The organism is Pseudomonas sp. SAS7, assembly GCF_052112345.1.
Taxonomy (GTDB): Bacteria; Pseudomonadota; Gammaproteobacteria; order Pseudomonadales; family Pseudomonadaceae; genus Aquipseudomonas; species Aquipseudomonas putida_Q.
In genome coordinates, this window is the sequence record NZ_JBEGGO010000024.1 from 1 (window position 1) to 25,396 (window position 25,396).

The 25,396-nt window shown below is 63.2% G+C and carries 22 protein-coding genes and 1 riboswitch; of the genes, 14 read left to right on the forward strand and 8 right to left on the reverse strand.

All coding sequences use genetic code 11. From position 1 onward, the window contains the following. Window positions 1-141: 141 nt before the first annotated feature. Complete coding sequence (mqo, locus tag ABI582_RS27305; protein ID WP_174371609.1) at window positions 142-1,650, reverse strand: malate dehydrogenase (quinone); 1,509 nt, start codon at window positions 1,648-1,650, stop codon at window positions 142-144. A gap of 601 nt (window positions 1,651-2,251) precedes the next feature. Then, window positions 2,252-2,485: a hypothetical protein gene (locus ABI582_RS27310; protein WP_442120833.1), complete on the reverse strand. Its 234-nt coding sequence runs from the start codon at window positions 2,483-2,485 to the stop codon at window positions 2,252-2,254. A 145-nt stretch (window positions 2,486-2,630) separates the two neighbouring features. Between ABI582_RS27310 and ABI582_RS27315 the strand changes: the two genes are divergently transcribed. After that, window positions 2,631-3,215 (forward strand): YajG family lipoprotein, encoded by a 585-nt coding sequence (locus ABI582_RS27315; protein ID WP_016484885.1) that lies wholly within the window; start codon window positions 2,631-2,633, stop codon window positions 3,213-3,215. A gap of 167 nt (window positions 3,216-3,382) precedes the next feature. On the opposite strand, the gene ABI582_RS27320 is transcribed toward ABI582_RS27315, so the two are convergent. Then, a complete protein-coding gene (locus tag ABI582_RS27320; protein WP_016501484.1) occupies window positions 3,383-3,589 on the reverse strand; it encodes a hypothetical protein in 207 nt (68 codons plus the stop codon). Window positions 3,590-3,748: 159 nt separating this feature from the next. Between ABI582_RS27320 and ABI582_RS27325 the strand changes: the two genes are divergently transcribed. After that, window positions 3,749-4,009, forward strand: coding sequence for a hypothetical protein (locus ABI582_RS27325; RefSeq protein WP_442120834.1), 261 nt, complete (start codon window positions 3,749-3,751; stop codon window positions 4,007-4,009). 117 nt (window positions 4,010-4,126) lie between these two features. Here ABI582_RS27325 and ABI582_RS27330 read toward each other — a convergent pair whose 3' ends face one another. Then, window positions 4,127-5,296 (reverse strand): 1-acyl-sn-glycerol-3-phosphate acyltransferase, encoded by a 1,170-nt coding sequence (locus ABI582_RS27330; protein ID WP_442120835.1) that lies wholly within the window; start codon window positions 5,294-5,296, stop codon window positions 4,127-4,129. A gap of 122 nt (window positions 5,297-5,418) precedes the next feature. On the opposite strand from ABI582_RS27330, the gene ABI582_RS27335 reads away from it, so the two are divergent. From ABI582_RS27335 to ABI582_RS27350, 4 genes are all read left to right on the forward strand, one after another. Next, window positions 5,419-5,601 (forward strand): CPXCG motif-containing cysteine-rich protein, encoded by a 183-nt coding sequence (locus ABI582_RS27335; RefSeq protein ID WP_019472473.1) that lies wholly within the window; start codon window positions 5,419-5,421, stop codon window positions 5,599-5,601. Next, on the forward strand, window positions 5,601-5,861 hold the full coding sequence (locus ABI582_RS27340) for a putative signal transducing protein (RefSeq protein ID WP_016501480.1): 261 nt from the start codon (window positions 5,601-5,603) through the stop codon (window positions 5,859-5,861). Before ABI582_RS27335 ends, ABI582_RS27340 begins: the two co-directional genes overlap by 1 nt. A 15-nt stretch (window positions 5,862-5,876) precedes the next feature. Next, entirely contained in the window at window positions 5,877-6,497 is a 621-nt protein-coding gene (locus ABI582_RS27345; RefSeq protein ID WP_442120836.1) for an SOS response-associated peptidase, read from the forward strand. Between the two features lie 180 nt (window positions 6,498-6,677). After that, entirely contained in the window at window positions 6,678-7,496 is an 819-nt protein-coding gene (locus ABI582_RS27350) for a M48 family metallopeptidase (protein WP_442120837.1), read from the forward strand. Between the two features lie 150 nt (window positions 7,497-7,646). On the opposite strand, the gene ABI582_RS27355 is transcribed toward ABI582_RS27350, so the two are convergent. The 3 genes from ABI582_RS27355 to ABI582_RS27365 form a co-directional block, all read right to left on the reverse strand. Beyond that, a complete protein-coding gene (locus ABI582_RS27355) occupies window positions 7,647-8,231 on the reverse strand; it encodes a TMEM165/GDT1 family protein (RefSeq protein ID WP_016501477.1) in 585 nt (194 codons plus the stop codon). Between the two features lie 87 nt (window positions 8,232-8,318). Beyond that, a riboswitch (yybP-ykoY riboswitch) is annotated at window positions 8,319-8,459 on the reverse strand. Between the two features lie 39 nt (window positions 8,460-8,498). Continuing rightward, complete coding sequence (locus tag ABI582_RS27360) at window positions 8,499-9,497, reverse strand: methyltransferase (protein ID WP_442120838.1); 999 nt, start codon at window positions 9,495-9,497, stop codon at window positions 8,499-8,501. 53 nt (window positions 9,498-9,550) lie between these two features. Then, window positions 9,551-10,516: a 2-hydroxyacid dehydrogenase gene (locus ABI582_RS27365; RefSeq protein WP_442120839.1), complete on the reverse strand. Its 966-nt coding sequence runs from the start codon at window positions 10,514-10,516 to the stop codon at window positions 9,551-9,553. Between the two features lie 161 nt (window positions 10,517-10,677). Here ABI582_RS27365 and ABI582_RS27370 point away from each other — a divergent pair, with 161 nt between their 5' ends. The 8 genes from ABI582_RS27370 to ABI582_RS27405 all read left to right on the forward strand — a co-directional run bounded on the left by ABI582_RS27370 (window position 10,678) and on the right by ABI582_RS27405 (window position 23,187). Then, the gene (locus ABI582_RS27370) at window positions 10,678-12,360 is read left to right on the forward strand and encodes a fatty acid--CoA ligase (RefSeq protein ID WP_442120840.1); all 1,683 of its coding nucleotides are present in this window, start codon (window positions 10,678-10,680) and stop codon (window positions 12,358-12,360) included. A gap of 332 nt (window positions 12,361-12,692) precedes the next feature. Then, window positions 12,693-14,579: a DUF1302 domain-containing protein gene (locus ABI582_RS27375; RefSeq protein WP_258655233.1), complete on the forward strand. Its 1,887-nt coding sequence runs from the start codon at window positions 12,693-12,695 to the stop codon at window positions 14,577-14,579. Between the two features lie 25 nt (window positions 14,580-14,604). Further along, on the forward strand, window positions 14,605-15,969 hold the full coding sequence (locus ABI582_RS27380; RefSeq protein ID WP_442120841.1) for a DUF1329 domain-containing protein: 1,365 nt from the start codon (window positions 14,605-14,607) through the stop codon (window positions 15,967-15,969). Between the two features lie 421 nt (window positions 15,970-16,390). Beyond that, the gene (locus ABI582_RS27385) at window positions 16,391-19,108 is read left to right on the forward strand and encodes a LuxR C-terminal-related transcriptional regulator (RefSeq protein WP_442120842.1); all 2,718 of its coding nucleotides are present in this window, start codon (window positions 16,391-16,393) and stop codon (window positions 19,106-19,108) included. Window positions 19,109-19,267: 159 nt separating this feature from the next. Beyond that, window positions 19,268-20,875 carry a response regulator gene (locus tag ABI582_RS27390; protein WP_442120843.1) on the forward strand — a complete coding sequence of 536 codons (1,608 nt, stop codon included), beginning with the start codon at window positions 19,268-19,270 and terminating at the stop codon, window positions 20,873-20,875. After that, window positions 20,872-21,564 (forward strand): sensor histidine kinase, encoded by a 693-nt coding sequence (locus ABI582_RS27395; RefSeq protein ID WP_338746087.1) that lies wholly within the window; start codon window positions 20,872-20,874, stop codon window positions 21,562-21,564. Before ABI582_RS27390 ends, ABI582_RS27395 begins: the two co-directional genes overlap by 4 nt. Window positions 21,565-21,710: 146 nt before the next feature. Beyond that, window positions 21,711-22,355, forward strand: coding sequence for an MBL fold metallo-hydrolase (locus ABI582_RS27400; RefSeq protein ID WP_442120844.1), 645 nt, complete (start codon window positions 21,711-21,713; stop codon window positions 22,353-22,355). A gap of 109 nt (window positions 22,356-22,464) precedes the next feature. Next, window positions 22,465-23,187, forward strand: coding sequence for an OmpA family protein (locus ABI582_RS27405; RefSeq protein WP_016501466.1), 723 nt, complete (start codon window positions 22,465-22,467; stop codon window positions 23,185-23,187). Window positions 23,188-23,305: 118 nt separating this feature from the next. Here the strand turns inward: ABI582_RS27405 and pta are convergent, their stop codons facing one another. Further along, the gene (pta, locus tag ABI582_RS27410; protein WP_442120845.1) at window positions 23,306-25,393 is read right to left on the reverse strand and encodes a phosphate acetyltransferase; all 2,088 of its coding nucleotides are present in this window, start codon (window positions 25,391-25,393) and stop codon (window positions 23,306-23,308) included. Window positions 25,394-25,396: the final 3 nt, after the last annotated feature.

Consider the following 25,396-nt stretch of genomic DNA (forward strand, 5'->3'; position numbering starts at 1 on the left):
GCGGGCTCGCCCGCTCCCACAGGGATGAGGGCAGCGCCGAACCTGTGGGAGCGGGCAAGCCCGCGAAGAGGCCAGCACAGGCTGATAGAGATCCAGGCATAAAAAAACGCCCCGAGGGGCGTTTTTTCGTTACCGGGCGGTTCAGGCGTAGTGCTTGGCCGCCGGGCTGCTTTCCACCAGGTCCAGCGCCACGTCGTTGTCGGCACTGATCTTCTGGTACAGGGCAGCATCGGTTGCCAGGGTCTTCTCGCGCGCCGGGAAGATTTCCTTGAGCTTGGCAGCCCAGGCACCTTTGGCCTGCTCGGGGAAGCAGCGCTCGATCAGTTCCAGCATGATTGACACGGTCACCGAAGCGCCTGGCGAAGCCCCGAGCAGTGCGGCCAGGCTGCCGTCCTGGGCCGAGACCAACTCGGTACCGAACTGCAGCACGCCGCCTTTTTTCGGGTCTTTCTTGATGATCTGCACGCGCTGACCAGCCACCTCCAGGCGCCAGTCTTCGGCCTTGGCCTGCGGGTAGAAGCGACGCAGGGCTTCCAGGCGCTGCTCCATCGACTGCATCACTTCGCTGACCAGGTACTTGGTCAGGTCCATGTTGTCACGGGCCACGGCCAGCATCGGGCCGATGTTGCCCATGCGCACCGACAGCGGCAGGTCCATCAGCGAACCGTGCTTGAGGAACTTGGTGGTGAAGCCGGCGTACGGGCCGAACAGCAGCGAAGTCTTGCCGTCCACTACGCGGGTATCCAGGTGCGGTACCGACATCGGCGGGGCGCCCACGGCGGCCTGGCTGTAGACCTTGGCCTGGTGCTGCTTGACGATTTCCGGGTTGTCGCAACGCAGCCACTGGCCACTGACCGGGAAGCCGCCAAAGCCTTTGCTTTCCGGAATGCCGGACGCTTGCAGCAGCGGCAGGGCCGCGCCGCCGGCGCCGAGGAAGACGAAGCGGGCGTCGACTTCGCGGCTGCCGCCGCTGTTGACGTCCTTGATGCTCACGGTCCAGCCTTTGCCGTTACGGCGCAGGCCGACAACCTTCTTGCTGTACTTCACCTGCGCATCCGGCGAGTCGCCCAGCAGCTTGAGCAGCTTATTGGTCAGGGCGCCGAAGTTGACGTCGGTGCCTTTGGCTACGCGGGTAGCTGCAATGTGCTGGTCAGCCGGGCGGCCTGGCATCATCAGCGGCATCCAGTCGCTCATCACCGCCTTGTCTTCGGTGTATTCCATGTCAGCGAAGGCATGGTGCTGCTTGAGCAGCTCGAAGCGCTTCTTGAGGAAGGAAACACCCTTGTCACCCTCGACGTAGCTCAGGTGCGGGACAGGGTTGATGAACGCACGCGCCGAGCCGAAGTTGCCCTTCTTGCTCAGGTAGGCCCAGAACTGGCGCGACACCTCGAACTGGGCGTTGATGTGCACGGCCTTCTTGATGTCGATGCTGCCATCGGCGGCCTGGGGCGTGTAGTTAAGCTCGCACAGGCCAGCGTGGCCGGTGCCTGCGTTGTTCCAGGGGTTGGAGCTTTCCGCGGCTCCGGAGTCCATCGCCTCGACGACCTCAAGCTTCAGGGTCGGGTCAAGCTCCTTCAGCAGTACGGCCAGGGTGGCACTCATGATGCCCGCGCCTACCAGTACTACATCAACCGATTCGTTCTGCGCCATTTAACGCGTCTCCACAATCTACAGCTACCTAATTGACAGCATAGGACCTGGGGTAGCCAGGGTCGCCATGTCCGACTTTTCGCAGTTCTTGCAACTTCCGCGGACACCGCCAATCAGTCTTCGGGTTCAGCTATTGAACGCCGTTTGCCACGGGTGCGGCAATTCGACTTATGGTCAAGGTGTCGTGCGTGCGTTATGGAACGGTTCAGACACTCATACGGGATGAGCGCATTTGCCGCCTGTTCAGGGCTGTTCGGGACACATCTGCCGCTTTTGCACATGCCAGACTGTTCATTTGCTCGCCACACTCTTGTGAAGTTGTGAAAACCGTTTTTTCACGCTCTTTTGGAGACGTGAACCTCAAAAGGGGACTGCGCGATGGCAACCCGCAGGTTCATGCAGTGTGAAGGGCCGGAAAAGCAGGCACGACAGCCGATGCAAGACCTGAGTGGAAGGCTCTCTGTGGGCGAAGCGGGTGAAGTTGCCGGGGTCAATCGGCGAGTGCGGGGCCCGATCAGGAGACGTCCTTATAATCGGGGGGAGATTATAGCGATGTCGCAGGCAGAAATGTCGCCATTCGTGGTTTTTATTGCAGCGTTTGTCAGGCCGCGAGGATGCGCAGGTGCCAGCGGCGGCTTGCGCGGGCGCAAACCCGGGCGTCGGCGGGCAGCTCGCGGCCCAGCCAGGCCACCTGGATTTCACCGACCTGGACCCAGCCGCTGCCGCTTGGCACCTGGCTGCATTGCTTGAAAGCCAGGCATTTGCCTTGGCCATCGAGGCGGGCGTAGGTGAGGTGGCGCGGGCGTTGGAAGAGCAGAGTCCAGAGCGAGGCCATGGCGGCGAGTCCTTTGCGTGAGGGCTTGGCGCAAGGATAAGGGCGGGGCCATGAAACGATTGTGACAAGCGGTTCGCGCCGATGACTGGCCTGTGCCTGGCTAGGTATACTGTGGGCCTTTGCCGCATTTTCTGGAGAAACGCGCATGTTGCAACGTCTGTTGTTCGGTTTGATTGCCGTGGCCAGCCTCAGCCTGGTCGGTTGTGCCCACAGCCCGCAACAACTCAACCCGCAACCCACGCTCAAGGCCCAGCTCGCCCCTGTGGGTCACGGCCAGCCGGTCGTTGTGCGGGTAGTTGACGGTCGGCCTTCGCAATCCTTGGGCACCCGTGGTGGCATGTACCCTGAGACCAGCACCATCAGCGTCAGCGGTAACGACGTGGTACCCAAGCTGCAGGCCCAGGCCGAAGCTGCAGTGCGCCTGCTGGGCTTCACCCCGACGCCGAACGCCTCTGGTGCCCCCCAGCTGACCGTTACCCTGGCCGAGCTGAAATATCAGTCGCCCAAGGACAACCTGTACGTGACCGAGGCCACCATCGGCGCCACCTTCCGCGCCGACGTGCGCAATGGCGGGCGCAGCTACAGCGGCCGTTACGGCGCTTCGCTGGACCAGCGTTTCGGCATGGCGCCGAACCAGGACACCAATACCCAGTTGGTGGGTGATGTGCTGAGCGATGCCCTGACCCGCCTGTTCAAAGACCCGACCATCGGGCAGGTGCTGGGCCAGTAAGCGTTCGGCAGCATGAAAAAACCCGCTCCCTGTGCCAGGTAGCGGGTTTTTTGTTGCCTGTGCTGGCCTCTTCGCGGGTAAACCCGCTCCCACAGGTACAGCGCAGGCCTTGGATTCGGTGCGGTCCCTGTGGGAGCGGGTTCACCCGCGAAGAGGCCGGTTCAGGCTTACGCTGCTTCTACGTAGAAATCCAGCAAGCTGAAGCCAGTCCCGGCATCCACCTCTGGCAAATCTTCATGCACATGCCCGCCCAGCGCACAGTAGACCAGCCACTGGCGGTCCTGCACATTGATGGCAAAACCATCGATCAACGCCTGTTGTTCATCGCTCTGGGCAACGAGGTAGAGGCGGTCCTGGTTTTCGGCATGCAACATGAACAAGCTCCGGGTCATGAAAGGCCGACAGGGTGGCCTGTTCAGATGACGAGCGGATGACAGATGAAATTTAATGACACTTTGTCGCCCATGCCGGGCGCCGAACAGCGACTTGGGTAGAATGCGGGCCTTTGCCGCTGCTCACACCGAGGTTGCGTGATGTCCTTGCAAGTGCTCTGGGGGTTCCTGGCCGCCCATCCCACCAAGTTGATCAACCTGCTGGCGCTGCTGCTGACCTGCCCGGGCGGGTTGCTGCTGCACAGCGCACGGCGGCGCGAGGCCGAGACCCGCGAATACATGGCGGTGGAGGAGGGGGTGGTGGACGCGTTCGAGCTGCGGGTGCCCAGGTACTTCTACATCCTCGGGTTCGCTTGCCTGGCGATGGCGCTGCTACTGTCCTGGTTCAGTACTTGGGTCTGAGAAATCGGGGCCGCTTTGCGGCCCATCGCGGCACAAGGCCGCTCCTACAAGAGATCGCGTTCCCCTGTAGGAGCGGCCTTGTGCCGCGATGGGCTGCAAAGCAGCCCCGGCAATCTTTCAGGCTACAGGTGCCTGCTGCCTGACCTGGTACTGGTTACGCACCGGCGTCGCATACTGCAACACCAGGTAAGGCCGCTGCTCTTCGGGGCAGGCGTCCAGGCGGCGTTGCCATTCTTCCTTGGCCTTGGCCAGCTCGTCCGCTGGGAACACTTTCTCGGCACTTGGCACCTGCAGCGCCTCATCCTTGCTGTCCCACATCGCATACGCCAGGTAATGCACCGGGAACAGGCGGTAACCGCCAAGGATCTGCCGGTCGATTTCCGCTGCCAGCTGCTTGGTGTCCTCGTGGTACGCGGTCACCGGCGCGGTGAAGTTGATGTGCACGCGGCCCTTGTAGCCGGTAATGCCCTTGGCGATGCTGTTGTCATCCTCGCCCGGCGCCTTCGTGTAGGTACCGGTAGTGGCACGAATGTACAGCTCGCGGGCCTTGGCCTGGTCGCACGGGTCGTATTCGTAGCTGATCGACACCGGGGTCAGGTTCAGGCTCTGGATCACCGCACCGAACGGCTCGTCCTTGCGGCTCATGTGGAACATCTTGAGGATCGCCGAATCGGTACGGTCGTCACCGTCCTTGGCGCGGCCTTCGGCCTGGGCGATCCAGATCGACGTGGCGTCGTTGCGGATCGAGTGGTTGATGTAGGCCGAGAGCAACTGGTAAGCCGCCAGCTTCTCGCGGCGCCCGCTGATCGAGCGGTGCACGATGAAGCTCTTGTTCAGGCGCATCATGTCGCTGACAAACGGCTTTTGCAGCAGGTTGTCACCAATGGCAATACGCGGAGTGGGCAAGCCTGCGTGGTACACCGCGTAGTTGACAAAGGCCGGGTCCATGACGATGTCACGGTGGTTGGCCAGGAACAGATAGGCGGTGCCGGCCTTGAGCTGTTCCACGCCCGAATAGGTAACGCCGTCGGTGGCGCGGTCGATGGTTTGGTCGACGTAGTACTCGACTTTGTCCTGCAGGGTCGAAACGCAGGTGACGCCGGCGAATTCCTTGCGCAGGCGGCGGGCAATCAGCGGCTTGAGCAACCAGCCGAACGCACCGGCCGCACGCGGGAAGCGGAAGTGGGTGAGGATATCGAGGAATGCCGGGTCGCTGAGCAGGCGTGCCAGAACGGCAGGGACCTCAGCGTCGTCGTACGGTCGGATGGCATCGAATTCGCCCATCATGCTCTCTTGTTGGAAACGGCTAGGGTAATAAGGTAAGGGCGGGCTCCGAAAAACGGCTCGGACACACACAGGCCCTGTAAACAGACCGGCAATTATACGCATAAGTCACCCCGGAGGCCGCGATGCTGGAAACTGCGAACTACGATTGCCCTTATTGTGGCGAAGAAGTCGAAACCACGGTGGACCTGTCCGGTGGCGATCAGGAGTACATCGAGGACTGTCAGGTGTGCTGCAAGCCTATCCGCTTCGTGCTGCAGGTTCATGGCGAGGAGTGGATGCTGGATGTTTTCGGTGAGAACGACTGATGCGACGGATCTACGAACCTGAAAACCTGCTCGAAGCCGAAATGCTGGTCGGCATGCTGGCCAGTGAAGGCATCAATGTGCAACTGGTGGGCCGTGACTTGATGGGGGGCGTAGGCGAACTGCCCCTGCAAGGGCTGCTCGGGCTTGCGGTAGCGGATGAGCAGGCCGAGTACGCACGGCAGCTGATCGATGCGTACAATGATGCCCAGCCACTGGTTGGCGACGAACCGGAGAGCTTCCCCGGTACCTTGATCTGCTAGGTTCTGAATTCGCCCATGTGTGGACGTTATGCCCTGTTTCGCTGGCCCCAGGCGCTTGCCAGCCTGCCTGGCTTCCCCGAAGGCCAGCCGGCCCAATGGAACATTGCACCCGGGGCTTCGGTGCTGATCCAGCGCCAGCTCGACGGCCGGCAGCAACTGGCCAAGGCGCGCTGGGGGCTTACCCCGGCCTGGCTCACCGACCTGTCCCGTACCCCTGCCCACGCCCGTGCCGAAACCTTGGCCGAGCAGCCGATGTTTCGCGATGCATTGCGCCTGCGTCGCTGCCTGATGCCTGCCAACGGTTTTTACGAGTGGCGTGGCAGCGTGCGTAAACGCCCGTACTGGCTAACCCCGGGGGAGGGCTCGTCGTTGTATTTTGCAGCAGTGTGGGAGGCCTACCCGGTGCAGGACCAGGTGTGGCTGAGCTGTGCAGTGGTGACCCAGGCAGCCATGAACCAGCGTCGGCCGCTGATACTGGACGAGGCGGGGCAGGCGGCCTGGCTTGACCCGGATACGCCGGTTACCCGCTTGCACGAGTTGCTGGCCAGCCCGCCGGCAACCTTGCGGGAGCGGGCCTTGGCCAATTTCGTCAATGACCCGAAACTGGATGCGCCGGAGTGCCTGACCCCGGCCTGATGCTCTGCCTTCACTGGCCCTTTCGCGGGCACGCCCGCTCCCACAGGTCGCTCGGTATACCTGTGGGAGCGGGCATGCCCGCGAAGAGGCCGGTACAGGTGAAGAAAATCTTCCCTACGGCTATAGCGGGCACTGGCGACTCGGCCTAGGATACGGCGCATGTAAAAAGGGAGTGTTTTCATGCGTAAGTCTTTTGTCGTCAGCCTGCTCAGTGCTGGCATCCTGCTGGCCGGTTGCCAGGCGGTGAACACCACCAGCGGCGGTGCTGTCGGCGTCGAGCGCCAGCAGTACATGTTCAGCATGCTCTCGACCGATCAGGTCAACCAGATGTACGCCCAGTCGTACCAGCAGACCCTGGGTGAAGCATCGAGCAAGGGTGTGCTCGACAAGTCCAGCGCCGATGCCAAGCGTGTGCAGGCAATCGCCAGCCGCCTGATCGCCCAGGCACCCAAGTTCCGGCCGGATGCCGCGCAATGGAACTGGGAAGTCAACGTCATCAAGAGCGATGAGCTGAACGCCAACTGCGGCCCCGGCGGCAAGATCATCGTCTACACCGGGCTGATCGACCAGCTCAAGCTCACCGACGCGGAAATTGCCGCAGTAGTGGGCCACGAGATTGCCCACGCCTTGCGCGAGCACAGCCGTGAAGCCATGTCCAAGGCGTACGGTGTGGAAATGGCCCGCCAGGGGGCCGGTGCCATCTTCGGCCTCGGCCAAGGCAGCATGGCCATGGCCGACACAGTGGTGAACTACGCCATGACCTTGCCCAACAGCCGGGCCAACGAGAACGAGGCCGACCTGATTGGCCTGGAGCTGTCGGCGCGTGCCGGCTACGACCCGAACGCCGCGATCACCTTGTGGAACAAAATGAGCAAGGCTTCCGAGGGTGCACCGCCTGAGTTCATGAGTACTCACCCGGCGTCCGAAAGCCGCATTGCCTCGCTGCAGTCGGCGATTCCGAAGGTGATGCCGCTGTATCAGGCTGCGGCCAAGCCGTAAGACTTTGTTTTCGGTTTGCGCGGTCCCATTGCAGGAGCAGCCTTGTGCTGCGAAAGGGCCGGTAAGGGCAGTCCACTTGGGGTGCCTGTACCGGCCTCTTCGCAGCGCAAGGCTGCTCCTACAGGCTTTGCGTCAGGCTGTAACGTTCGGTCAGCCCACCCAGCCACTGGCTTTCATCGCCGTATAGACCGCAACGATGGCCAGCACGAAGAACGCCGTGGCCGCCAGGCGACGGATCAGGGTCAATGGCAGTTTGTCTGCCGCGAAGTTACCCGCCAGCACCACCGGCACGTTGGCGATCAACATGCCCAGGGTGGTACCGATGATCACCATGATCAGGTGCGGATACTGCGCCGCCAGCATCACGGTGGCGACTTGGGTCTTGTCACCGATTTCGGCCAGGAAGAACGCGATCAGCGTCGTCAGGAACGGCCCGAAGCGGCGCGCCGGGTTCTCGTCGTCATCCATCTTGTCGGGTACCAGGGTCCACAGCGCAGTGGCAGTGAAGCTCGCGGCCAGGATCCAGTGCAATGCCGAGTCGCTGAAGAAGCTGCCGAACCAGGCACCCACGGCACCGGCCGCGGCATGGTTGGCCAGGGTGGCGGCGATGATGCCGGCAATGATCGGCCACGGCTTGCGGAAGCGGGCAGCGAGAATGAGCGCGAGCAGTTGCGTCTTGTCGCCGATTTCGGCGAGGGCAACGATGGCGGTGGGGACCAGCAGAGATTCCAGCATCAGGATTCCTACGGGGGCGGGTCGACACGGCTATGACACGTACAGCCTCCCCGCCCCGGGTAAGGTGTGCGTGTCATAGGTCTTGTCAAACCCTGGATCCGTCTCTGCGGATCTCTCCATGCAGGCTGGCATGGTGGGTCGCACGCGCCATGGTCTGTTGACCAAGTATGTTGACGCGTACCGGGCGAGCTGGGTGCTCGCGGGAGACTACTCCCCTAGGACGGTGCGGATTCTGCCTAGTCAAAACGCTTTCGGCAAGCGCTGTTTTTATCCGCGTGTTGCGTGATAAATCCGGAAACCGTCAGCGTCGGCGCGCACCTGGCAGTTGCCCAGCGCACCTTCGATCAACGGCTGGTAGCGCAGGAAGCTGTTGGCAACAAGGCGCATTTCGCCGCCTTTTCGCAGATGAACGGCCGATTTTTTCAGCAGGTTTTCCGAAGCCTGGTAGTTGGTATGCACCCCGGTGTGGAACGGCGGGTTGCTCAGGATCAGGCTCAGTTCGGTGGGTGCCGCGTCGATACCATCACCACTGATTACGTCGCCTTCCAGGCCGTTGGCAGCCAGCGTCAGGCGGCTGGCCGCCACGGCGAAGGCATCCACGTCCAGCAAGGTTACCCGGCTTTGTGGATAGCGGCGCTTGACCGTGGCGCCCAATACCCCGGCGCCACAGCCGAAGTCCAGCACATGCCCGCCCGGCAGGCCATCGAGGTGCTTGAGCAGCAGGGCGGTACCGCGGTCGAGGCGCCCGTGGCTGAATACGCCAGGCAGGCTGACCACTTGCAACGGGCCGTCTTCCAGGGCCAGTTCGAAGCGTTCGGCCAGGCTTTCCAGCGGCTTGGCCTCGGGCGCCTGCTCAATGGTCACTTGCCACAGCTGGCAGTGCCGGGCGCTGTCCAGCTTGCGCGGTTTGCCAAAGGCTTGCAGCTGTTTGGCCGCGCCTTCGATACCGCCGCGCTTTTCGCCGACCAGGTACAGCTCACGGCCGGCCAGGCGCGACGCCAGGGCATTGAGCAGGTAGGCGGCCAGTTCGCGGGACTTGGGCAGGAACAGCACAGCGCTGTCGAAGGGCACTTCAGGCGGTTCGACACCATGGTGGCTGCGGCCGGCAAAGCGGCTGTCGAGCAGGGCCTGATCGCCTGCGTGCCACGTCCAGGCCTGGGCCTGCAGCAATTGGCCGAGCAGGCCATCGGCGGGGGCGCCGGCAATCAGCAGCGGCCCCTGGAACAGCTCTGCCTGGCGGAGCAATACTTCACTGCGCGGGTCCATGGACGACGCCTCCTGGAAAAAGTGGCGCAGTGTAGCAGAGGCGGCCGCCCCGCTCAGCTGACCACGCGGCGTGGCTGACCGGCGAAGAAGGCCTGGGCGTTCTCGCTGAGCTGGCCGACAATGCGTTGGCGCGATTCCACTGCCCCCCAGGCGCTGTGCGGGGTGATGATCAGCCGCGGGATGCCGGGTTCGAGCAACGGGTTGCCGTTGACTGGCGGCTCCACGCTGAGCACGTCGGTGGCCGCGCCGCCCAGGTGGCCATTGCGCAGGGCATCGGCCAGCGCCTGCTCGTCAATCAGGCCGCCACGGGCGGTGTTCACCACCAGCGCACCGGGTTTGAGCAGGGCCAGTTCGCGGGCACCGAGCATGTGCCGGGTGTGCTCGTTCAACGGGCAGTGCAGGGTCAGGGCGTCGACTTGTGGCAGCAGCTCGTCCAGCGGCAGGCGGTCGGCGCGTTCCGGGCGGCCGGGAATCTGCCCGCTCAGCACGCGCATGCCGAAGGCTTCGGCCAGCCGCGCCACCGCGCCGCCCAGTTCGCCGTGGCCGAGCAGGCCGAGGGTTTTGCCTTCAAGCTCGACGATAGGGAAGTCCAGCAGGCAGAACTGGCTGGCCTTGGCCCACTGGCCGTCGGCTACTGCCTGGTTGTAGTCGCACAGACGGGTGGCCAGGGCCAGCAGCAGGGCGAGGGTGTGCTGCGCTACGGACGGCGTGCCGTAGCCCTGGCAGTTGCACACCGTGATGCCTTGGGCGCGCGCTGCTGCCAGGTCGACATTGTTGGTGCCGGTGGCGGCCACCAGGATCAGCTTGAGCTGTGGGTTGGCGGCCAGGGTCGCGGCGTCGAGCATGACCTTGTTGCTGACCACCGCCACGGCGCCCTGCAGGCGCTGGCTTACCTGGTCAGGGCGGGTTGCATCGAACAGCTCCAACTCATCGAACTGGCTTCGTAGCGGGGAAAGGTCAAGGTCACCAAGGTCCAGGGAATGGTGATCGAGAAACACGGCGCGACGCGGGCTTGGCATCAGTAAGGCTCCGTTGGCAGGGCAGGGATGATCCATCACCCGGACAATGCCACTCATACCCCGCGCAGCCAAATCATTCCTTCGGCTGATTTAGCCGTCACATTCGCGAACTACAGTTGTTCCCAGACTTGTCCGGCCCGCTTTTCAGAAAAGGGATACCCATGCTGCAGACCCGCATCATCAAGCCCACCGAGGGCGCCTACGACTACCCGCTGCTGATCAAACGCCTTTTGATGTCCGGCAGCCGTTATGAAAAGACCCGCGAAATCGTCTACCGCGACCAGTTGCGCCTGACGTACCCGCAGCTCAACGAGCGCATTGCGCGCCTGGCCAATGTGCTGACCGAGGCTGGGGTAAAGGCGGGTGACACCGTGGCGGTCATGGACTGGGACAGCCACCGCTACCTGGAATGCATGTTCGCCATCCCGATGATCGGCGCTGTTGTGCACACCATCAACGTGCGCCTGTCGCCCGAGCAGATCCTCTACACCATGAACCACGCCGAAGACCGCGTGGTGCTGGTTAACAGCGATTTCGTCGGCCTCTACCAGGCTATTGCCGGGCAGCTGACCACCGTTGACAAGACCATGCTGCTGACCGATGGCCCGGACAAGACCGCCGAGCTGCCCGGCCTGGTGGGCGAGTACGAGCAACTGCTGGCAGCCGCCAGCCCACGCTACGACTTCCCGGACTTCGACGAAAACTCGGTGGCCACTACCTTCTACACCACCGGCACCACCGGCAACCCCAAAGGTGTGTACTTCACCCACCGGCAACTGGTACTGCACACCCTGGCCGAAGCTTCGGTCACCGGCAGCATCGACAGTGTGCGCCTGCTCGGCAGCAACGACGTGTACATGCCCATCACGCCGATGTTCCATGTGCATGCCTGGGGCATTCCCTACGCCGCCACCATGCTTGGCATGAAACAGGTATACCCGGGGCGCTACGAGCCGGACATGCTGGTCAAGCTGTGGCGCGAAGAAAAGGTCACGTTCTCCCATTGCGTGCCGACCATCCTGCAGATGCTGCTCAACTGCCCGAACGCGCAAGGGCAGGACTTCGGCGGCTGGAAGATCATCATCGGCGGCAGCTCGCTCAACCGTTCGCTGTACCAAGCCGCCCTGGCACGTGGCATCCAGCTGACCGCCGCGTATGGCATGTCCGAAACCTGCCCGCTGATCTCCGCCGCGCACCTGAACGACGAGCTGCAGGCCGGCAGCGAGGATGAGCGCGTCACCTACCGCATCAAGGCCGGCGTACCGGTGCCGCTGGTCGAGGCGGCCATTGTCGATGGCGACGGCAACTTCCTGCCGGCAGACGGCGAGACCCAGGGCGAGTTGGTGCTGCGTGCGCCGTGGCTGACCATGGGCTATTTCAAGGAGCCGGAAAAGAGCGAGGAACTGTGGCAGGGGGGCTGGTTGCACACCGGCGATGTTGCCACCCTCGACGGCATGGGCTACATCGACATCCGTGACCGCATCAAGGATGTGATCAAGACCGGTGGCGAGTGGGTGTCTTCGCTCGACCTGGAAGACCTCATCAGCCGTCACCCGGCCGTGCGCGAAGTGGCGGTGGTTGGGGTAGCCGACCCGCAATGGGGCGAGCGCCCGTTTGCCCTGCTGGTGGTGCGCGATGGCCAGGCCATCGATGCCAAGGCGCTCAAGGACCATCTCAAGCCATTTGTCGAGCAAGGGCACATCAACAAGTGGGCGATTCCTAGCCAGATTGCCGTTGTTACTGAAATTCCCAAGACCAGTGTCGGCAAGCTCGACAAGAAACGCATCCGCCAGGACATCGTCCAGTGGCAGGCCAGCAACAGCGCGTTCCTTTCCACGCTGTGACCGCCGTGCGGGTCGCGCGCGTCAGAACGCGACCCGCACGCTAGAGGCCCCGGCGCCTTGCCAAATGGCAGAAATGCGCCATCCTTGAGCTCTGCCAGCCCGCAACCGGGACAACACTGCAGCGAGTTGGCGGCATGGAGCGCAAATCACACTTTAGAGGGATCAAGCGCCTGTGCCTTGCTGGCTATAGTCGGGGCCAGGGGATTTTCAGGAATGGGGGAGGGCGACACGCGCAAGCCGTGTCGCCGCAGGTGCAAACCTGCAAACCGGTCGCTCGGGCCGTTCTTGAAAGGACTCACTGCCATAACAATAAAGTACATGGAGTAGCGTCGATGAAATCTGCAAACCTGTTCTGGCGCCGGGCCAAGTTGCCCCTGGCCGTCAGCCTTGCTTCCACGCTCGCAAGTCCTGCTTTCGCTGTCAGTTTCAACATTGGTGAAATCGAAGGCCAGTTCGACTCGTCGCTCTCCATCGGCGCCAGCTGGTCGACGGCCAACCCCAACAAGAACCTGATCGGGGTGAACAACGGCGGCAAGGGCCTGTCGCAGACATCCGACGACGGCCACCTGAACTTCAAGAAGGGCGAAACCTTCTCCAAGATCTTCAAGGGCATTCACGACCTGGAGCTCAAGTACGGCGACACCGGCGTGTTCGTGCGCGGCAAGTACTGGTACGACTTCGAACTGAAGGACGAAGGCCGCGAGTTCAAGGACATCAGCGACTCCGGCCGCAAGGAGGGCGCCAAGTCGTCCGGCGCCCAGTTGCTCGACGCCTTTGTCTACCACAACTATTCCATCGGCGATCAGCCGGGCTCGGTGCGCCTGGGCAAGCAGGTGGTGAGCTGGGGTGAGAGTACCTTCATCGGCGGCGGCATCAACTCGATCAACCCCATCGACGTGTCGGCGTTCCGCCGCCCGGGGGCCGAGATCAAGGAAGGCCTGATCCCGGTCAACATGTTCTATATCTCGCAAAGCCTTACCGACAACCTGTCGGCCGAGGCCTTCTACCAGATCGAGTGGGACCAGACGGTTGTTGATAACTGCGGCACGTTCTTCTCGCAGCCGGACATCATTGCCGACGGCTGTACCGACAACCTGCGTGTGCTCAACAGCAGCCGCACGGTGCCAGGTGCTGCCCAGCAGTTCCTCGCCACCCGGGGCGTGAACATCAACGAGGAAGGCGTGATGGTGCGCCGCGGCGCCGACCGTGATGCCCGCGACAGCGGCCAGTTCGGCGTGGCACTGCGCTATATGTTCGACCCGCTGGACACCGAATTCGGTGCCTACTTCATGAACTATCACAGCCGCGCGCCGATCTTCAGCGCCACGGGCGCTCCACCATCGGTGTTCGCCGGCCTGAGCGCGCTGCCTGCCCAGTTGCGGGCGCTGGCACCGCTGATTGTGGCTGGCAACTCCGAGTACTTCGTCGAGTACCCCGAGGACATTCGCCTGTACGGCCTGAGCTTCTCCACTACGCTGCCTACGGGTACGGCCTGGAGCGGTGAAGTCAGCTATCGCCCCAATGCCCCCGTGCAGCTGAATACCACCGATATCCTGTTCGCGGGCGTGCGTCCGATTGGTGGCGCGCTCACCAACGCGTCGCTGCTCTCCGGTACCCCCGGCCAAGACCTGCACGGCTACCGTCGCAAGGAAATCACCCAGTTCCAGACCACCCTGACGCACTTCTTCGACCAGGTAATGGGCGCCAGCCGCATGACCGTGGTGGGCGAGGTGGGGGTCACCCACGTTGGCGGCCTGGAAAACGCCCGCGAGACCCGCTATGGCCGTGACCCGGTCTTCGGGCCTGGCCCGCTGCCTGCCACCGGCGGCGCGGACACCTGCCAGGCACTCAATGCCAGCACCATCGCCGGCGCCGGCGCCGGGGCATCCACCACCAACCTGAATCGCAAATGCGAGAACGATGGCTACACCACCAGCACTTCCTGGGGTTACCGCGCACGGGTCATCTGGGACTACAACGACGTCTTCGCCGGGGTGAACCTCAAGCCCAGTGTGGCCTGGTCGCATGACGTTTCCGGCTACTCGCCCGGGCCTGGTGCCAACTTTGAAGAAGGCCGCAAGGCAGTCAGCCTGGGCCTGGACGCCGAGTACCAGAACACCTACACGGCCAGCCTGTCGTACACCAACTTCTTCGATGGCAAGTACAGCACCGTGGATGACCGTGACTTCGTCGCGCTCAGCTTCGGCGTGAACTTCTAAGCATACAGATCCAGGACGACACGACATGAACAAGACCAGAAGTCTGCTGCAAGCCGGTGTACTGGGCCTGTCCCTGCTGGCGACCAGCGTCATGGCTGCGGTATCCGCCGACGAGGCGGCCAAGTTGGGCAGTACCCTGACCCCGATGGGCGCGGAAAAGGCCGGCAACGCCGATGGCTCGATCGGCCCTTGGGAGCCGCTGTCGAAGAGTGCGGGCAGCGTTGACGGCAAGGGTTTCCTGGCCGACCCGTATGGCAGTGAAAAGCCGCTGTTCACCATCACTGCGCAAAACGCCGAGCAGTACAAGGACAAGCTTTCGCCGGGCCAGATGGCCATGCTCAAGCGCTACCCGGACACCTTCAAGATCCCTGTATTCAAAACCCATCGCGGCTCCACGGTACCTGCGGACGTGTTCGCCGCCATCAAGAAAAACGCCACCCAGACCACGCTGACGGAAGGCGGCAACGGTTTGAACAACTTCAACACGGCGGTGCCGTTCCCGATCCCGAAAAGCGGCCTGGAAGTGATCTGGAACCACATCACCCGTTACCGGGGGGGCAGTGTCAGCCGCCTGGTGATCCAGGCCACGCCACAGCAGAACGGCTCTTTCAGCCCGGTTTACTTCTCCGACCAGTTCGTCTTCCGCGACAGGATGAAGGATTACGACCCGAACAACCCAGGCAACATCCTGTTCTACTTCAAGCAGGAAGTGACCGCGCCAGCGCGCCTGGCCGGGACTGTACTGCTGGTACACGAAACCCTCGACCAAGTGAAGGAGCCGCGCAAGGCGTGGATCTACAACGCCGGCCAGCGTCGCGTGCGCCAGGCGCCGCAAGTGTCGTACGACGGCCCGGGTACCGCCGCCGACGGCCTGCGTACCTCGGACAACCTGGACATGTTCAACGGTGCGCCAGACCGCTACGACTGGAAGCTGGAAGGCAAGAAGGAGCTGTACATCGCCTCCAACGCCTTCAAGCTGGATGACCCCAAGCTGAAGTACGCCGACATCATCAAGGCCGGGCACATCAATCAGGACCTTTCCCGTTACGAGCTGCGCCGCGTCTGGCACGTGGTCGCAACCCTGAAGCCGGGCCAGCGGCACATCTACGCCAAGCGGGACTTCTACATCGATGAGGACACCTGGCAGGCCGCAGTGATCGACCAGTACGACGGCCGTGGCCAGCTGTGGCGCGTGTCCGAAGCCCATTCCCAGCCGTACTACAACAATGAGGTGCCGTGGTACACCCTGGAAACCATCTACGACCTGCAGTCGGGTCGTTACCTGGCCCTGGGCATGAAAAACGAAGAGAAGCGCGCGTACGACTTCGGCTTCACTGCCACCAAAGCTGACTTCCAGCCCGCTGCACTGCGCCAACAAGGTGTTCGTTGACCTGAAACCCCTTCACTCCGTGTGATCCCCAGAACGCCCCGGCCTGTCCGGGGCGTTTCTGTTTCCTGCTCCGGCGATAATTTCCAGTCAAACACAGGCCCTGTAGGAGCAGCCTTGTGCTGCGAAGAGGCCATTGCAGCCAAAGATTTTCTTTAGCCTTACCGGCCTCTTCGCAGCACAAGGCTGCTCCTACAGGTACTGCACTGGCGTTGAAAGCTGTGCAATCCCTGTGGAAACGGGCCATAAATCTGCTGAATACCTACGCAAACCCTCGCCCCAGCCCCCTGTCCATCAGCCATGTTGCTTTTTGTCGCAGTCTTTTCCGGGGCAATTGCGCCCATCATCTTCAAATGCGCTGCGTTACCGGCTAGTCTCGCAAGCATCCATATCGCCGTAGTCCTCCACCCAGAACGAGCCGGCCATGACAGATTTGTCCCGTACACATGGATTTGCCAGCCAGGCCTTGGGCCTGCTGGACGGGCGTTTCTTCCGGCCGCCGCTGCCGGACGGCCATGTGCCGCGCCTGCGCCTGTGTCAGCGCTTGCACGCCGGGCTGGGTGGCCGGTTGCTGCTGGTCAACGCCCCGGCGGGTTTCGGCAAAAGCTCCCTGGCCATCGAATTTTGCGAAGCGCTGCCCGAGCATTGGCGTAGCCTGTGGCTGGGCCTGAGCCAGCGTGATGCCGACCCAGGCCGCTTTCTTGAACGCCTGCTCGAAGGCCTGCAGCAGTACTGCCCGGCACTGGGCGGGCAGGCCATGGGCTTGCTGAAAATGCGCCAGCGCCACCAGCCATTTGCCTTCGAAGAGTGGATCGACGGCCTGCTCGACGAGCTGGCGCTGTACCTGCAAACCGATACCCCTTTGCTGCTGGTACTCGACGACTATCACCTGGCCCAGGGGCCGGTACTCGACCGTTGCCTGCAATTCTTCCTCAACCACCTGCCCGCCGGCCTGGTGTTGCTGGTTACCAGCCGCCAGCGCCCGGACTGGCACCTGGCGCGTTTGCGGCTGTCGCGCCAGCTTGTCGAACTGAACGAACAGGATTTGCGCCTCACCGACGAAGAGTCGCTGGCGGTGATCGGCCGGCAGCCAACGGCCCTGCGCGGCCAGGCACTCGACAACCTGATCCAGCGCAGCGACGGTTGGGTGGCCGGTTTGCGTTTCTGGCAACTGGCAGCCAGCGAGTCGGCGGACGAGCAAGCCTTGCCCCAGGCCTTACATGGCGGCGAAGGCTTGATCCGCGACTACCTGCTTGAAGAAGTCATCGACATGCTGCCCACCGACGTACAGGCGTTCCTGTACGACACGGCCTGCCAGGAGCGCTTCTGCGCCCCATTGTGCGATGCCTTGCGTGGCCGCCAGGACAGCGCCGCAGTGCTGCGCTTCCTGCAGGCGCACCAAGTATTTTTGGTGCCGCTGGACGAGCATGGCCACTGGTTCCGCTACCATCACCTGTTCTCCGACCTGCTGCGCAGCCGGCAGGCCAGCGAGCCACTGGCCGGTCTGCAACTGCGTGCCTGTCGCTGGTTTGAAAAGCAGGGCCTGCTGGACGAGGCGGTAGAGCAGGCGCTGCGTGCCGGCCACCTCGATGTCGCTGCCGACCTGGTGCAGAGCCTGTCCGAGGAGCAACTGCTGGCTGAACAGAACGTCGGCATGTTGCTGCGCTGGAAGATGGACCTGCCCGACAGCCTGCTGATCAGCACGCCCCGGTTGATCGTGCTGTACAGCTGGGCGTTGGGCCTGGCTTGCCAGCTGGACGCCGCCGAGGAACTGGCCGGCTACCTCAGCCGCTTTCTGCCCGCGCCTTCGGCCACCGCGCAAAAGTCGATGCTGGCCCAGTGGCTGGCGCTGAGTGGGGTCATTGCCCGCGGCCGTGGCGACCGCGAACGCACCTTGGCCTATTGCGGCGAAGCGCTGCAGAGCTTGCCGTGCAAGCGCTATGGCCAACGCCTGGTGTGTTTGTCGACGTTGTCCAACCTGGCCATTGCCGATGGCGACTTCTGGCGGGCCCGAGGCTGGAACCGCGAAGCCCTGGAGCTGGCCCAGCGGGTTGGCAACCCGTTGTTCGAGGCGCTGGCCCATTATGACCGTGCGCGGGTGCTGCATGCCCGTGGCGAGGTGTTGCACGCACTGGACGAAGTGCGCCAAGGGCTTCAGCGCCTGCAAGGGCTTTCGGCGCAGCGGCTGTATGCCGTGCGCGCGCGCCTGACGCTTTACGAAGGTTACCTGCTGGTCTCGCGCCTGCAGCCGGCCCAGGGCCGTGCGCGGTTGCGCGCGGGGCTGGGCGAGGCGCGGGCCTGCCGGGATATCAGTGTGCTTATCGGCCATTGCGTGATTGCTACGCTCGATGGCAGGGAAGGGCACTTTTCAGAGGCTTTTGCCGAATTGGCCGAGGCCGAGCGCCTGATGCATATCTGGGACGTGCCCCCGGTCTACTACCTGGCCATGATTACCCTGATCAAATGCGAACTGTGGCTGGCCCAGGGGCGTACCGACCTGGCCGAGTCCTGGCTGCTGCGCCTGGGCCAGACCTACGGCGGCGAGCAGCCGGCAGCCGCACCGGAGTTCCACCCGCTGCTGCCGTTGCACATTGCGTTGCAGCAGGCGCTGCTCGAGCGCATCCAGTTACGCGGTGACGACGCCTTACAACGCCTGGCAAGCCTGGTCGAGCGCGGCCAGGCCAGTGGCGGCATGCTGCTCACCGTCAGCGCCCTGTGCCAATGGCTCTCCCTGCTGCTGGACGAAGGCCGGGAAGGGCAGGCCGCGCAGTTGCTGCCAAGCCTGCTGGCATCCGCTCATGGCGGCGTGCTGCAACCGTTCCAGCCGCTGCTGGAAAAGCACCCGCACTGGCTTTCTGAGCAATTGCAGGCAGGTTCGTCATGCCCGGTTCAGGCAGAATTGCTCAAGCGCCTGCCGCAGCAGCGAAGCGCCACCACCGGCACCGGCGAAGCCCTGAGCGGCCGCGAACTGGCCGTGCTCGAACTGATTGCCCAGGGCTGTTCCAACCAGCAGATCAGCGAGCGGCTGTTCATTTCCCTGCACACCGTGAAGACCCACGCCAGCCACATCAACAGCAAGCTGGGCGTTGAGCGGCGTACCCAGGCGGTTGCCAAGGCCAAAGCCCTGGGGGTGCTGGCGTGATACTGGCCCTGCAGGTCATTGCCCGCTAAAGTGATGGCCAGCGGCCATGGATTGTAGCCGGCAATGCTCTACCCTCATCTTTCCCGACCGGCTGCCGATACAGCGATCGGTGGCATCGCTTCGCGCGATTTTTCAATCATTCCAAGGCAGGTCGTGTTGATGCTGCAGTACGGGCAAAAAAGCTTTCTGATCGTCGACGACTTTACTGACTTTCGCACGTCGACCCGTTCAATGCTGCGCGAGTTGGGCGTGCGCGACGTGGACACCGCCGACAGCGGCGAGCAGGCGCTGCGCATGTGCGCGCAGAAGCGCTATGACTTCATCCTGCAGGACTTCCACCTGGGCGACGGCAAGAAGAACGGCCAGCAGGTGCTTGAAGACCTGATCATCGACAAGCACATCAGCCATGAGTGCGTGTTCATCATGGTCACGGCCGAAAGCAGCCAGGCCATTGTCCTCAGCGCCATCGAGCACGAGCCCGATGCCTACCTGACCAAACCGTTCAACCGCGTTGGCCTGGCCCAGCGCGTCGAAAAACTGTTCCAGCGCAAGACGCTGCTCAAGCCGATTTTGCAGGCGCTGGACCGCAATCGCCCGGCCGAAGTGCTGGCCGCCTGTGCCGAGCTGTGCAAGAAAGACCCGCGCCTGGCACCGCTGTGCCTGCGTTATCGGGCCGATGCCCTGCGTAACCTCAACCGCTTCGAGGAACTGGAAAAGTTTCTCAAGGCCATTCTGGCCAGCCGCCCGCAGCCTTGGGTGTACGCCGCGCTGGGCGCCCTGATGCACAAGCGTGGCCAGAATGCCCAGGCCCAGGGTGTGTACGAGCAGGCGCTCAAGGCGTTCCCGATCATGCCCGGCCTGTACGACGGCATGGCCGAGGTGTTGGTGGCCCAGGGCCATACCCGGCGCGCGCAAAACCTGCTTGAAGAAGCCGTGCGGCTGTCGCCACTGTCGGTACGTCGGCAGTCGACGCTGGGCAAGCTGGCGCTGGAAAACGAAGACTTCGAGAGCGCGTCGAAGGCGTTCCGCCATGCGGTGAACCAGGGGCAGAGCTCGCGCTACAAGGATGCTGAAAACAACCTTGGCCTGGTGCAGGCGCTGATGAGCAAGAACGCAGGCTTCGGCCTGGACGCCCGTACCCGGGTCGAAATCAACACCACGCTCAGCGAGGTCGCCAAGGAAAACCCCGAGGACCAGGGCTTGCAGGTACGTGCGCGGATGATGAAGGCCGCCAGCCTGCAACAGGCGGGCGACCCGGAAACAGCCGGCAAGCTGACCGAACAGGCGATCCAGCGCCTGGACAAGATGAACCAGTTCTTCTCGGTCGATTCGGCCCTGACCGTTGCCGCCCAGTTGCAGGCAATGGGGCAGGAAGCCGCCGCCCTCGGCGTGCTGAAGAGCTGTGTGGAAAGTTATGGCGATGACCCCAAGGTCATGGAGAAAGTGGGCAAGCTGACGGACGACCCCAGCGTGCTCAACGCCATCACCGAAGCGGTCACCCTCAATCGCCAGGGTGTGCGCAGTTACCAGGGAGGGCAACTTGGCGAGGCGTTGCAGATGTTCCGCAAGGCGCTGGGTATGCAGCCGAAGAACATCAGCATCGCCCTTAACACCGCCCAGGCGCTGCTGCGCATTGGTGGTGAAAACCCTCAGCCCGCGATCATGCAGGAATGCCAGGACGCCTTGACCAGCGTGGCCGGTATCCCTGCCAGCGACAATCGCTATGACCGTTACCGCAAACTGCACATCCGAGTGTTCGGCGCATGAATCAAGACAATCAGGGGCTGGATTTTTCCACGGTGATCGCCTCCACCGTGCACGACCTCAAAAGCTCGTTGTCAGCGCTGATCCAGTCCCACAACCAGTGGGTGGAGCGCTTGCCCGAAGAGCTGCGCGGTGGTGCCGAACAAGGGATCATGGAGCACGAGTTTCGCCACCTCAACGGCATGCTGGTGCAACTGCTTGGGCTATACAAACTGGGTGTCAACCAGTTGCCGGTGTGCCCGGACTACCACGAGCTGGATGATTTCATCGAAGCCCAGCTGGCGGCGCATCAGGAAGTGCTCAAGCACAACGACATTCTCGCCACCTGGCGCATCGACACCGACAACCCGCTGGGCTTCTTCGACCGCGAACTGGTGGCCTCGGTGATTGCCAACGTCATCACCAACGCCACCCGCTTTGCCGGGCACGCCTTGCTGATCACCATCGAAGAGGCCGACAACCAGCTAGCCATCTGCGTGAACGATGACGGTCCGGGTTATCCAAAGCACATGCTCGAGCGCCAGGAGGAGTACATCCAGGGCATCGACTCGACCAGCGGCAGCACCGGCCTTGGCCTGTACTTTGCGGCGCGGATCGCGGCACTGCATGAAAGCGGCGGGGTGCGCGGGCGGATCGAGATCTCCAATGGCGGCGCGCTTGGGGGCGGGTTGTTCAGGTTGTTCCTGCCTTAAGATATGTGACGTCCATGAGATCGAGCGCCGCCCGCGCGGCGCTCGATTTCACAGGCGCCACACCTCCCAAGCCATGATCCGCGTGCGCCCACCCCATTTTCCTGTCAGGCTCCTGAAAGACCCCAGGCTTTGCTTTCGAGCTCATGATGACCCAAACCCCACCTGCCCTCATCCGTGAAACCTTCCCCGTAGGCCCCCTGCAATGCAACTGCACGCTGATCGGCGACCCGCTGACCAAGAAAGCCATCGTCGTCGACCCGGGCGGTGACCCGGAGAAGATCCTCGCGCGCCTGCAGGCCCACGGCCTGAAGCTGGTGAGCATCATCCATACCCACGCGCACTTCGATCATTTTCTTGCCTCGGGCAAGCTCAAGGAGCTGACCGGCGCCACGCTGCACCTGCACAAGGACGACCAGGTACTGTGGGACAACCTGGAGATGCAGTGCCAGATGTTCGGCGTTCCCTACACGCCGGTACCGGCACCCGATCGCTGGCTGGGCGATGATGAAGAATTGGCCTGTGGCTGTGGCGTGGCATTGCATACGCCTGGCCACACCCCGGGTTCGATGAGCTTCTGGTTCGCCGATGCCAAACTATTGATCGCCGGTGACACCTTGTTCCGCCGTGGCATTGGCCGCACCGATTTGTGGGGCGGTGACCAGCGGGCTATCGTGCGTTCCATCAAGGAGCGGCTGTACCGGCTGGACGAAGAGGCCATTGTGGTGACCGGCCACGGGCCCGATACCCGCCTGGGCGATGAGATGCGTGAAAACCCCTTTGTCCGTGCCTGAGGGCACATGAAGGCACTTTCATTGAATTTTTCATTGCCGATGCAATCCAAGGCTGGCATAGATCCCTTTGTGATCTGCCGCATTTAGGAATTTCAGTAGGAGCTTGTCCATGTTCACCATGCGTCGCCTGATTATCGTCGCAACTGCCGCTGCCCTGATGACTGGCTGTGCCGGCCAGAATCCTTATGACAACCAGGGTCAGGCGCAGGGCTCCACGGGGATGAGCAAGACCGCCAAGTACGGCGGCCTGGGCGCGCTGGCTGGCGCCATCGCCGGTGCTGCCATCGACCACAACAACCGTGGCAAGGGTGCGCTGATCGGCGCCGCCGCGGTAGGTGCTGCAGCAGCGGGTTATGGCTACTACGCCGACAAGCAAGAGGCCGAGCTGCGCGCCCAGATGGCCAACACCGGCGTTGAAGTACAACGCCAAGGCGACCAGATCAAACTGATCATGCCGGGCAACATCACCTTTGCCACCGACTCGGCCAACATCGCCCCAAGCTTCTACTCGCCGCTGAACAACCTCGCAGGCTCGTTCAAGCAGTTCAACCAGAACACCATCGAAGTGGTCGGTTTCACCGACAGCACCGGCAGCCGCCAGCACAACATGGACCTGTCCCAGCGCCGTGCGCAGGCGGTAAGCACCTACCTGACCTCGCAGGGTGTGGATGCTTCGCGTATTTCGGTGCGTGGCATGGGCCCGGATCAGCCGATCGCCAGCAACGCCGACGCCAATGGCCGTGCGCAGAACCGCCGGGTGGAAGTGAACCTGAAGCCGATTCCGGGCCAGCAGTATGACCAGCAACAAGGCCAGGTTCAGCAATATCCCTGATTGATGCCCGGGGCCGCCTTGCGGCCCTATCGCGACACAAGGCCGCTCCCACAGGCATTACGCGATCCCTGTAGGAGCGGCCTTGTGCCGCGAATGGGCTGCAAAGCAGCCCCAGCTTTTAGCGCACCACGCTGGCCTGAATGGCCGTCAGGGCAATGGTATGCACGATATCGTCAACCTGAGCCCCGCGCGGCAAGTCGTTCACCGGCTTGCGCAACCCCTGCAGCATCGGCCCCAGGCTGACCCCGTCGGCACTGCGCTGCACCGCTTTGTGCGTGGTATTGCCGGTATTCAGGTCAGGGAAGACGAACACCGTGGCACGCCCGGCCACCGGGCTATCCGGCGCCAATTCCCGTGCAATCGCCGGGTTGGCCGCCGCGTCATACTGCAGCGGCCCATCGATCACCAGCGCCTGCGTGGCACCCTGTGCCAGGCGTGTCGCTTCGCGCACTTTCCCGACTTCTTCATCACTGACCGAATCGCTTGAATAACTGATCATCGCCACCCGCGGCGCGATGCCGAAGGCCTGCGCCGATTCAGCACTCTGCCGGGCGATCTCCGCCAGTTCGGCAGCGCTCGGGTGTGGGTTCATCACGCAGTCGCCGTACACCAGCACCTGCTCGGGGAACAGCATGAAGAACACGGACGACACCAGGCTGGAGCCCGGCGCGGTCTTGATCAACTGCAGGGCCGGGCGGATGGTGTTGGCGGTGGAGTGCACCAGCCCTGATACCAGGCCGTCCACTTCGTCCAGGGCCAGCATCATGGTGCCGATCACCACCGGGTCTTCCAGTTGCTGCTCGGCCATCGGTGCGTTGAGGTTCTTGCTCTTGCGCAGCGCAACCATCGGCTCCACGTAGCGCCCGCGAATCAGTTCGGGGTCGAGGATTTCCAGGCCAGGCGGCAGGCTAATGCCTTGAGCGCGGGCCACGGCCTCGACATCTTCGGGCTTGGCCAGCAGCACGCAGCGGGCAATGCCGCGCGCCTGGCAGATGGCTGCGGCCTGCACCAGCAGCGGCTCGGCACCTTCTGGCAGGACGATGCGCTTGTTGGCCTGCTGCGCCCGCTGGATCAGCTGGTAGCGGAACACCGCTGGCGAAAGGCGCATCTCGCGCGGGGTACCGCAGCGTTGATGCAGCCAGGCCGCGTCGAGGTGGCTGGCGACGAAGTCGGTGATGAACTCGGCGCGCTCGCGGTCGTCGACCGGGATTTCGCGGTTCAGCGAATTGAGCTGGTTGGCGGTGTCGTACGAGCCGGTGCTGACCGACAGGATCGGCAAGCCGGCCTGCAGCGCACCGCGGCACAGGCCTAGGATGCGCGCGTCGGGCTTGCTGTCGCTGGTCAGCAGCAGCCCGGCCAGCGGTACGCCATTGATGGCGGCCAGGCTGACGGCAAGGATGATGTCGTCGCGATCGCCCGGGGTGACCACCAAGGTACCCGAGGTCAGCAGCGGCACCGTGTTGGCCACGGTGCGTGCGCAGATGATGATCTTGCTCATGCGCCGCTGCTCGTAGTCGCCGGCGTTGAGTACCTGGGCACCGAGCAGGTCGGCCACGTCGCGGGTGCGCGGGGCGTTCAGCTCAGGCTGGTAGGGGATGCAGCCGAGCAGGCGGAAGTCGTTGCCGCGCAAAAGGGGCGAGTGCTCGCGCAGGCGTGTGGCGAAATCCGCCATGCTTTCGTCGGTGCGCACCTTGTTGAGGATTACCCCGAGTACCTTCGGGTCGCGTGGGCCGCCGAACAGCTGGGCCTGCAGTTCGACCCGGCCAGACAACTCGCTGAGCACTTCGTTTTCCGGGGCCGACACCAGGATCACCTCGGCATCCAGGCTCTTGGCCAGGTGCAGGTTGACCCGCGCCGCATAGCTGGCGTGGCGCGTGGGCACCATGCCCTCGACCACCACCACGTCATTGCCGACGCAGGCTTGCTGGTAGAGGCGGATGATTTCTTCGAGCAACTCGTCCAGTTGGCCGTCGCCGAGCATGCGCTCGACCTGTGCCAGGCTCAGTGGCAGCGGGGGGGTGATGCCGTGGGTGCGGGCCACCAGTTCGGTAGAGCGCTCGGGGCCGGTGTCACCCGGGTGGGGCTGGGCGATCGGCTTGAAGAAACCGACCTTCAGTCCGGCGCGCTCGAGGGTGCGCACCAGGCCCAGGCTGATGGAGGTCAGGCCGACACCAAAGTCGGTCGGCGCAATGAAAAATGTCTGCATGCG

Coding starts and splice junctions, on each gene's coding strand:
- ABI582_RS27385 (WP_442120842.1), top strand. CDS start 16,391: ATGACAGATTTGTCCCGTACACATGGATTTGCCAGCCAGGCCTTGGGC.
- ABI582_RS27400 (WP_442120844.1), top strand. CDS start 21,711: ATGACCCAAACCCCACCTGCCCTCATCCGTGAAACCTTCCCCGTAGGC.
- ABI582_RS27345 (WP_442120836.1), top strand. CDS start 5,877: ATGTGTGGACGTTATGCCCTGTTTCGCTGGCCCCAGGCGCTTGCCAGC.
- ABI582_RS27395 (WP_338746087.1), top strand. CDS start 20,872: ATGAATCAAGACAATCAGGGGCTGGATTTTTCCACGGTGATCGCCTCC.
- ABI582_RS27405 (WP_016501466.1), top strand. CDS start 22,465: ATGTTCACCATGCGTCGCCTGATTATCGTCGCAACTGCCGCTGCCCTG.
- mqo (WP_174371609.1), bottom strand. CDS start 1,650: ATGGCGCAGAACGAATCGGTTGATGTAGTACTGGTAGGCGCGGGCATC.
- ABI582_RS27350 (WP_442120837.1), top strand. CDS start 6,678: ATGCGTAAGTCTTTTGTCGTCAGCCTGCTCAGTGCTGGCATCCTGCTG.
- ABI582_RS27335 (WP_019472473.1), top strand. CDS start 5,419: ATGCTGGAAACTGCGAACTACGATTGCCCTTATTGTGGCGAAGAAGTC.
- ABI582_RS27320 (WP_016501484.1), bottom strand. CDS start 3,589: ATGTTGCATGCCGAAAACCAGGACCGCCTCTACCTCGTTGCCCAGAGC.
- pta (WP_442120845.1), bottom strand. CDS start 25,393: ATGCAGACATTTTTCATTGCGCCGACCGACTTTGGTGTCGGCCTGACC.
- ABI582_RS27360 (WP_442120838.1), bottom strand. CDS start 9,497: ATGGACCCGCGCAGTGAAGTATTGCTCCGCCAGGCAGAGCTGTTCCAG.
- ABI582_RS27365 (WP_442120839.1), bottom strand. CDS start 10,516: ATGCCAAGCCCGCGTCGCGCCGTGTTTCTCGATCACCATTCCCTGGAC.
- ABI582_RS27340 (WP_016501480.1), top strand. CDS start 5,601: ATGCGACGGATCTACGAACCTGAAAACCTGCTCGAAGCCGAAATGCTG.
- ABI582_RS27325 (WP_442120834.1), top strand. CDS start 3,749: ATGTCCTTGCAAGTGCTCTGGGGGTTCCTGGCCGCCCATCCCACCAAG.
- ABI582_RS27315 (WP_016484885.1), top strand. CDS start 2,631: ATGTTGCAACGTCTGTTGTTCGGTTTGATTGCCGTGGCCAGCCTCAGC.
- ABI582_RS27380 (WP_442120841.1), top strand. CDS start 14,605: ATGAACAAGACCAGAAGTCTGCTGCAAGCCGGTGTACTGGGCCTGTCC.
- ABI582_RS27310 (WP_442120833.1), bottom strand. CDS start 2,485: ATGGCCTCGCTCTGGACTCTGCTCTTCCAACGCCCGCGCCACCTCACC.
- ABI582_RS27375 (WP_258655233.1), top strand. CDS start 12,693: ATGAAATCTGCAAACCTGTTCTGGCGCCGGGCCAAGTTGCCCCTGGCC.
- ABI582_RS27330 (WP_442120835.1), bottom strand. CDS start 5,296: ATGATGGGCGAATTCGATGCCATCCGACCGTACGACGACGCTGAGGTC.
- ABI582_RS27390 (WP_442120843.1), top strand. CDS start 19,268: ATGCTGCAGTACGGGCAAAAAAGCTTTCTGATCGTCGACGACTTTACT.
- ABI582_RS27370 (WP_442120840.1), top strand. CDS start 10,678: ATGCTGCAGACCCGCATCATCAAGCCCACCGAGGGCGCCTACGACTAC.
- ABI582_RS27355 (WP_016501477.1), bottom strand. CDS start 8,231: ATGCTGGAATCTCTGCTGGTCCCCACCGCCATCGTTGCCCTCGCCGAA.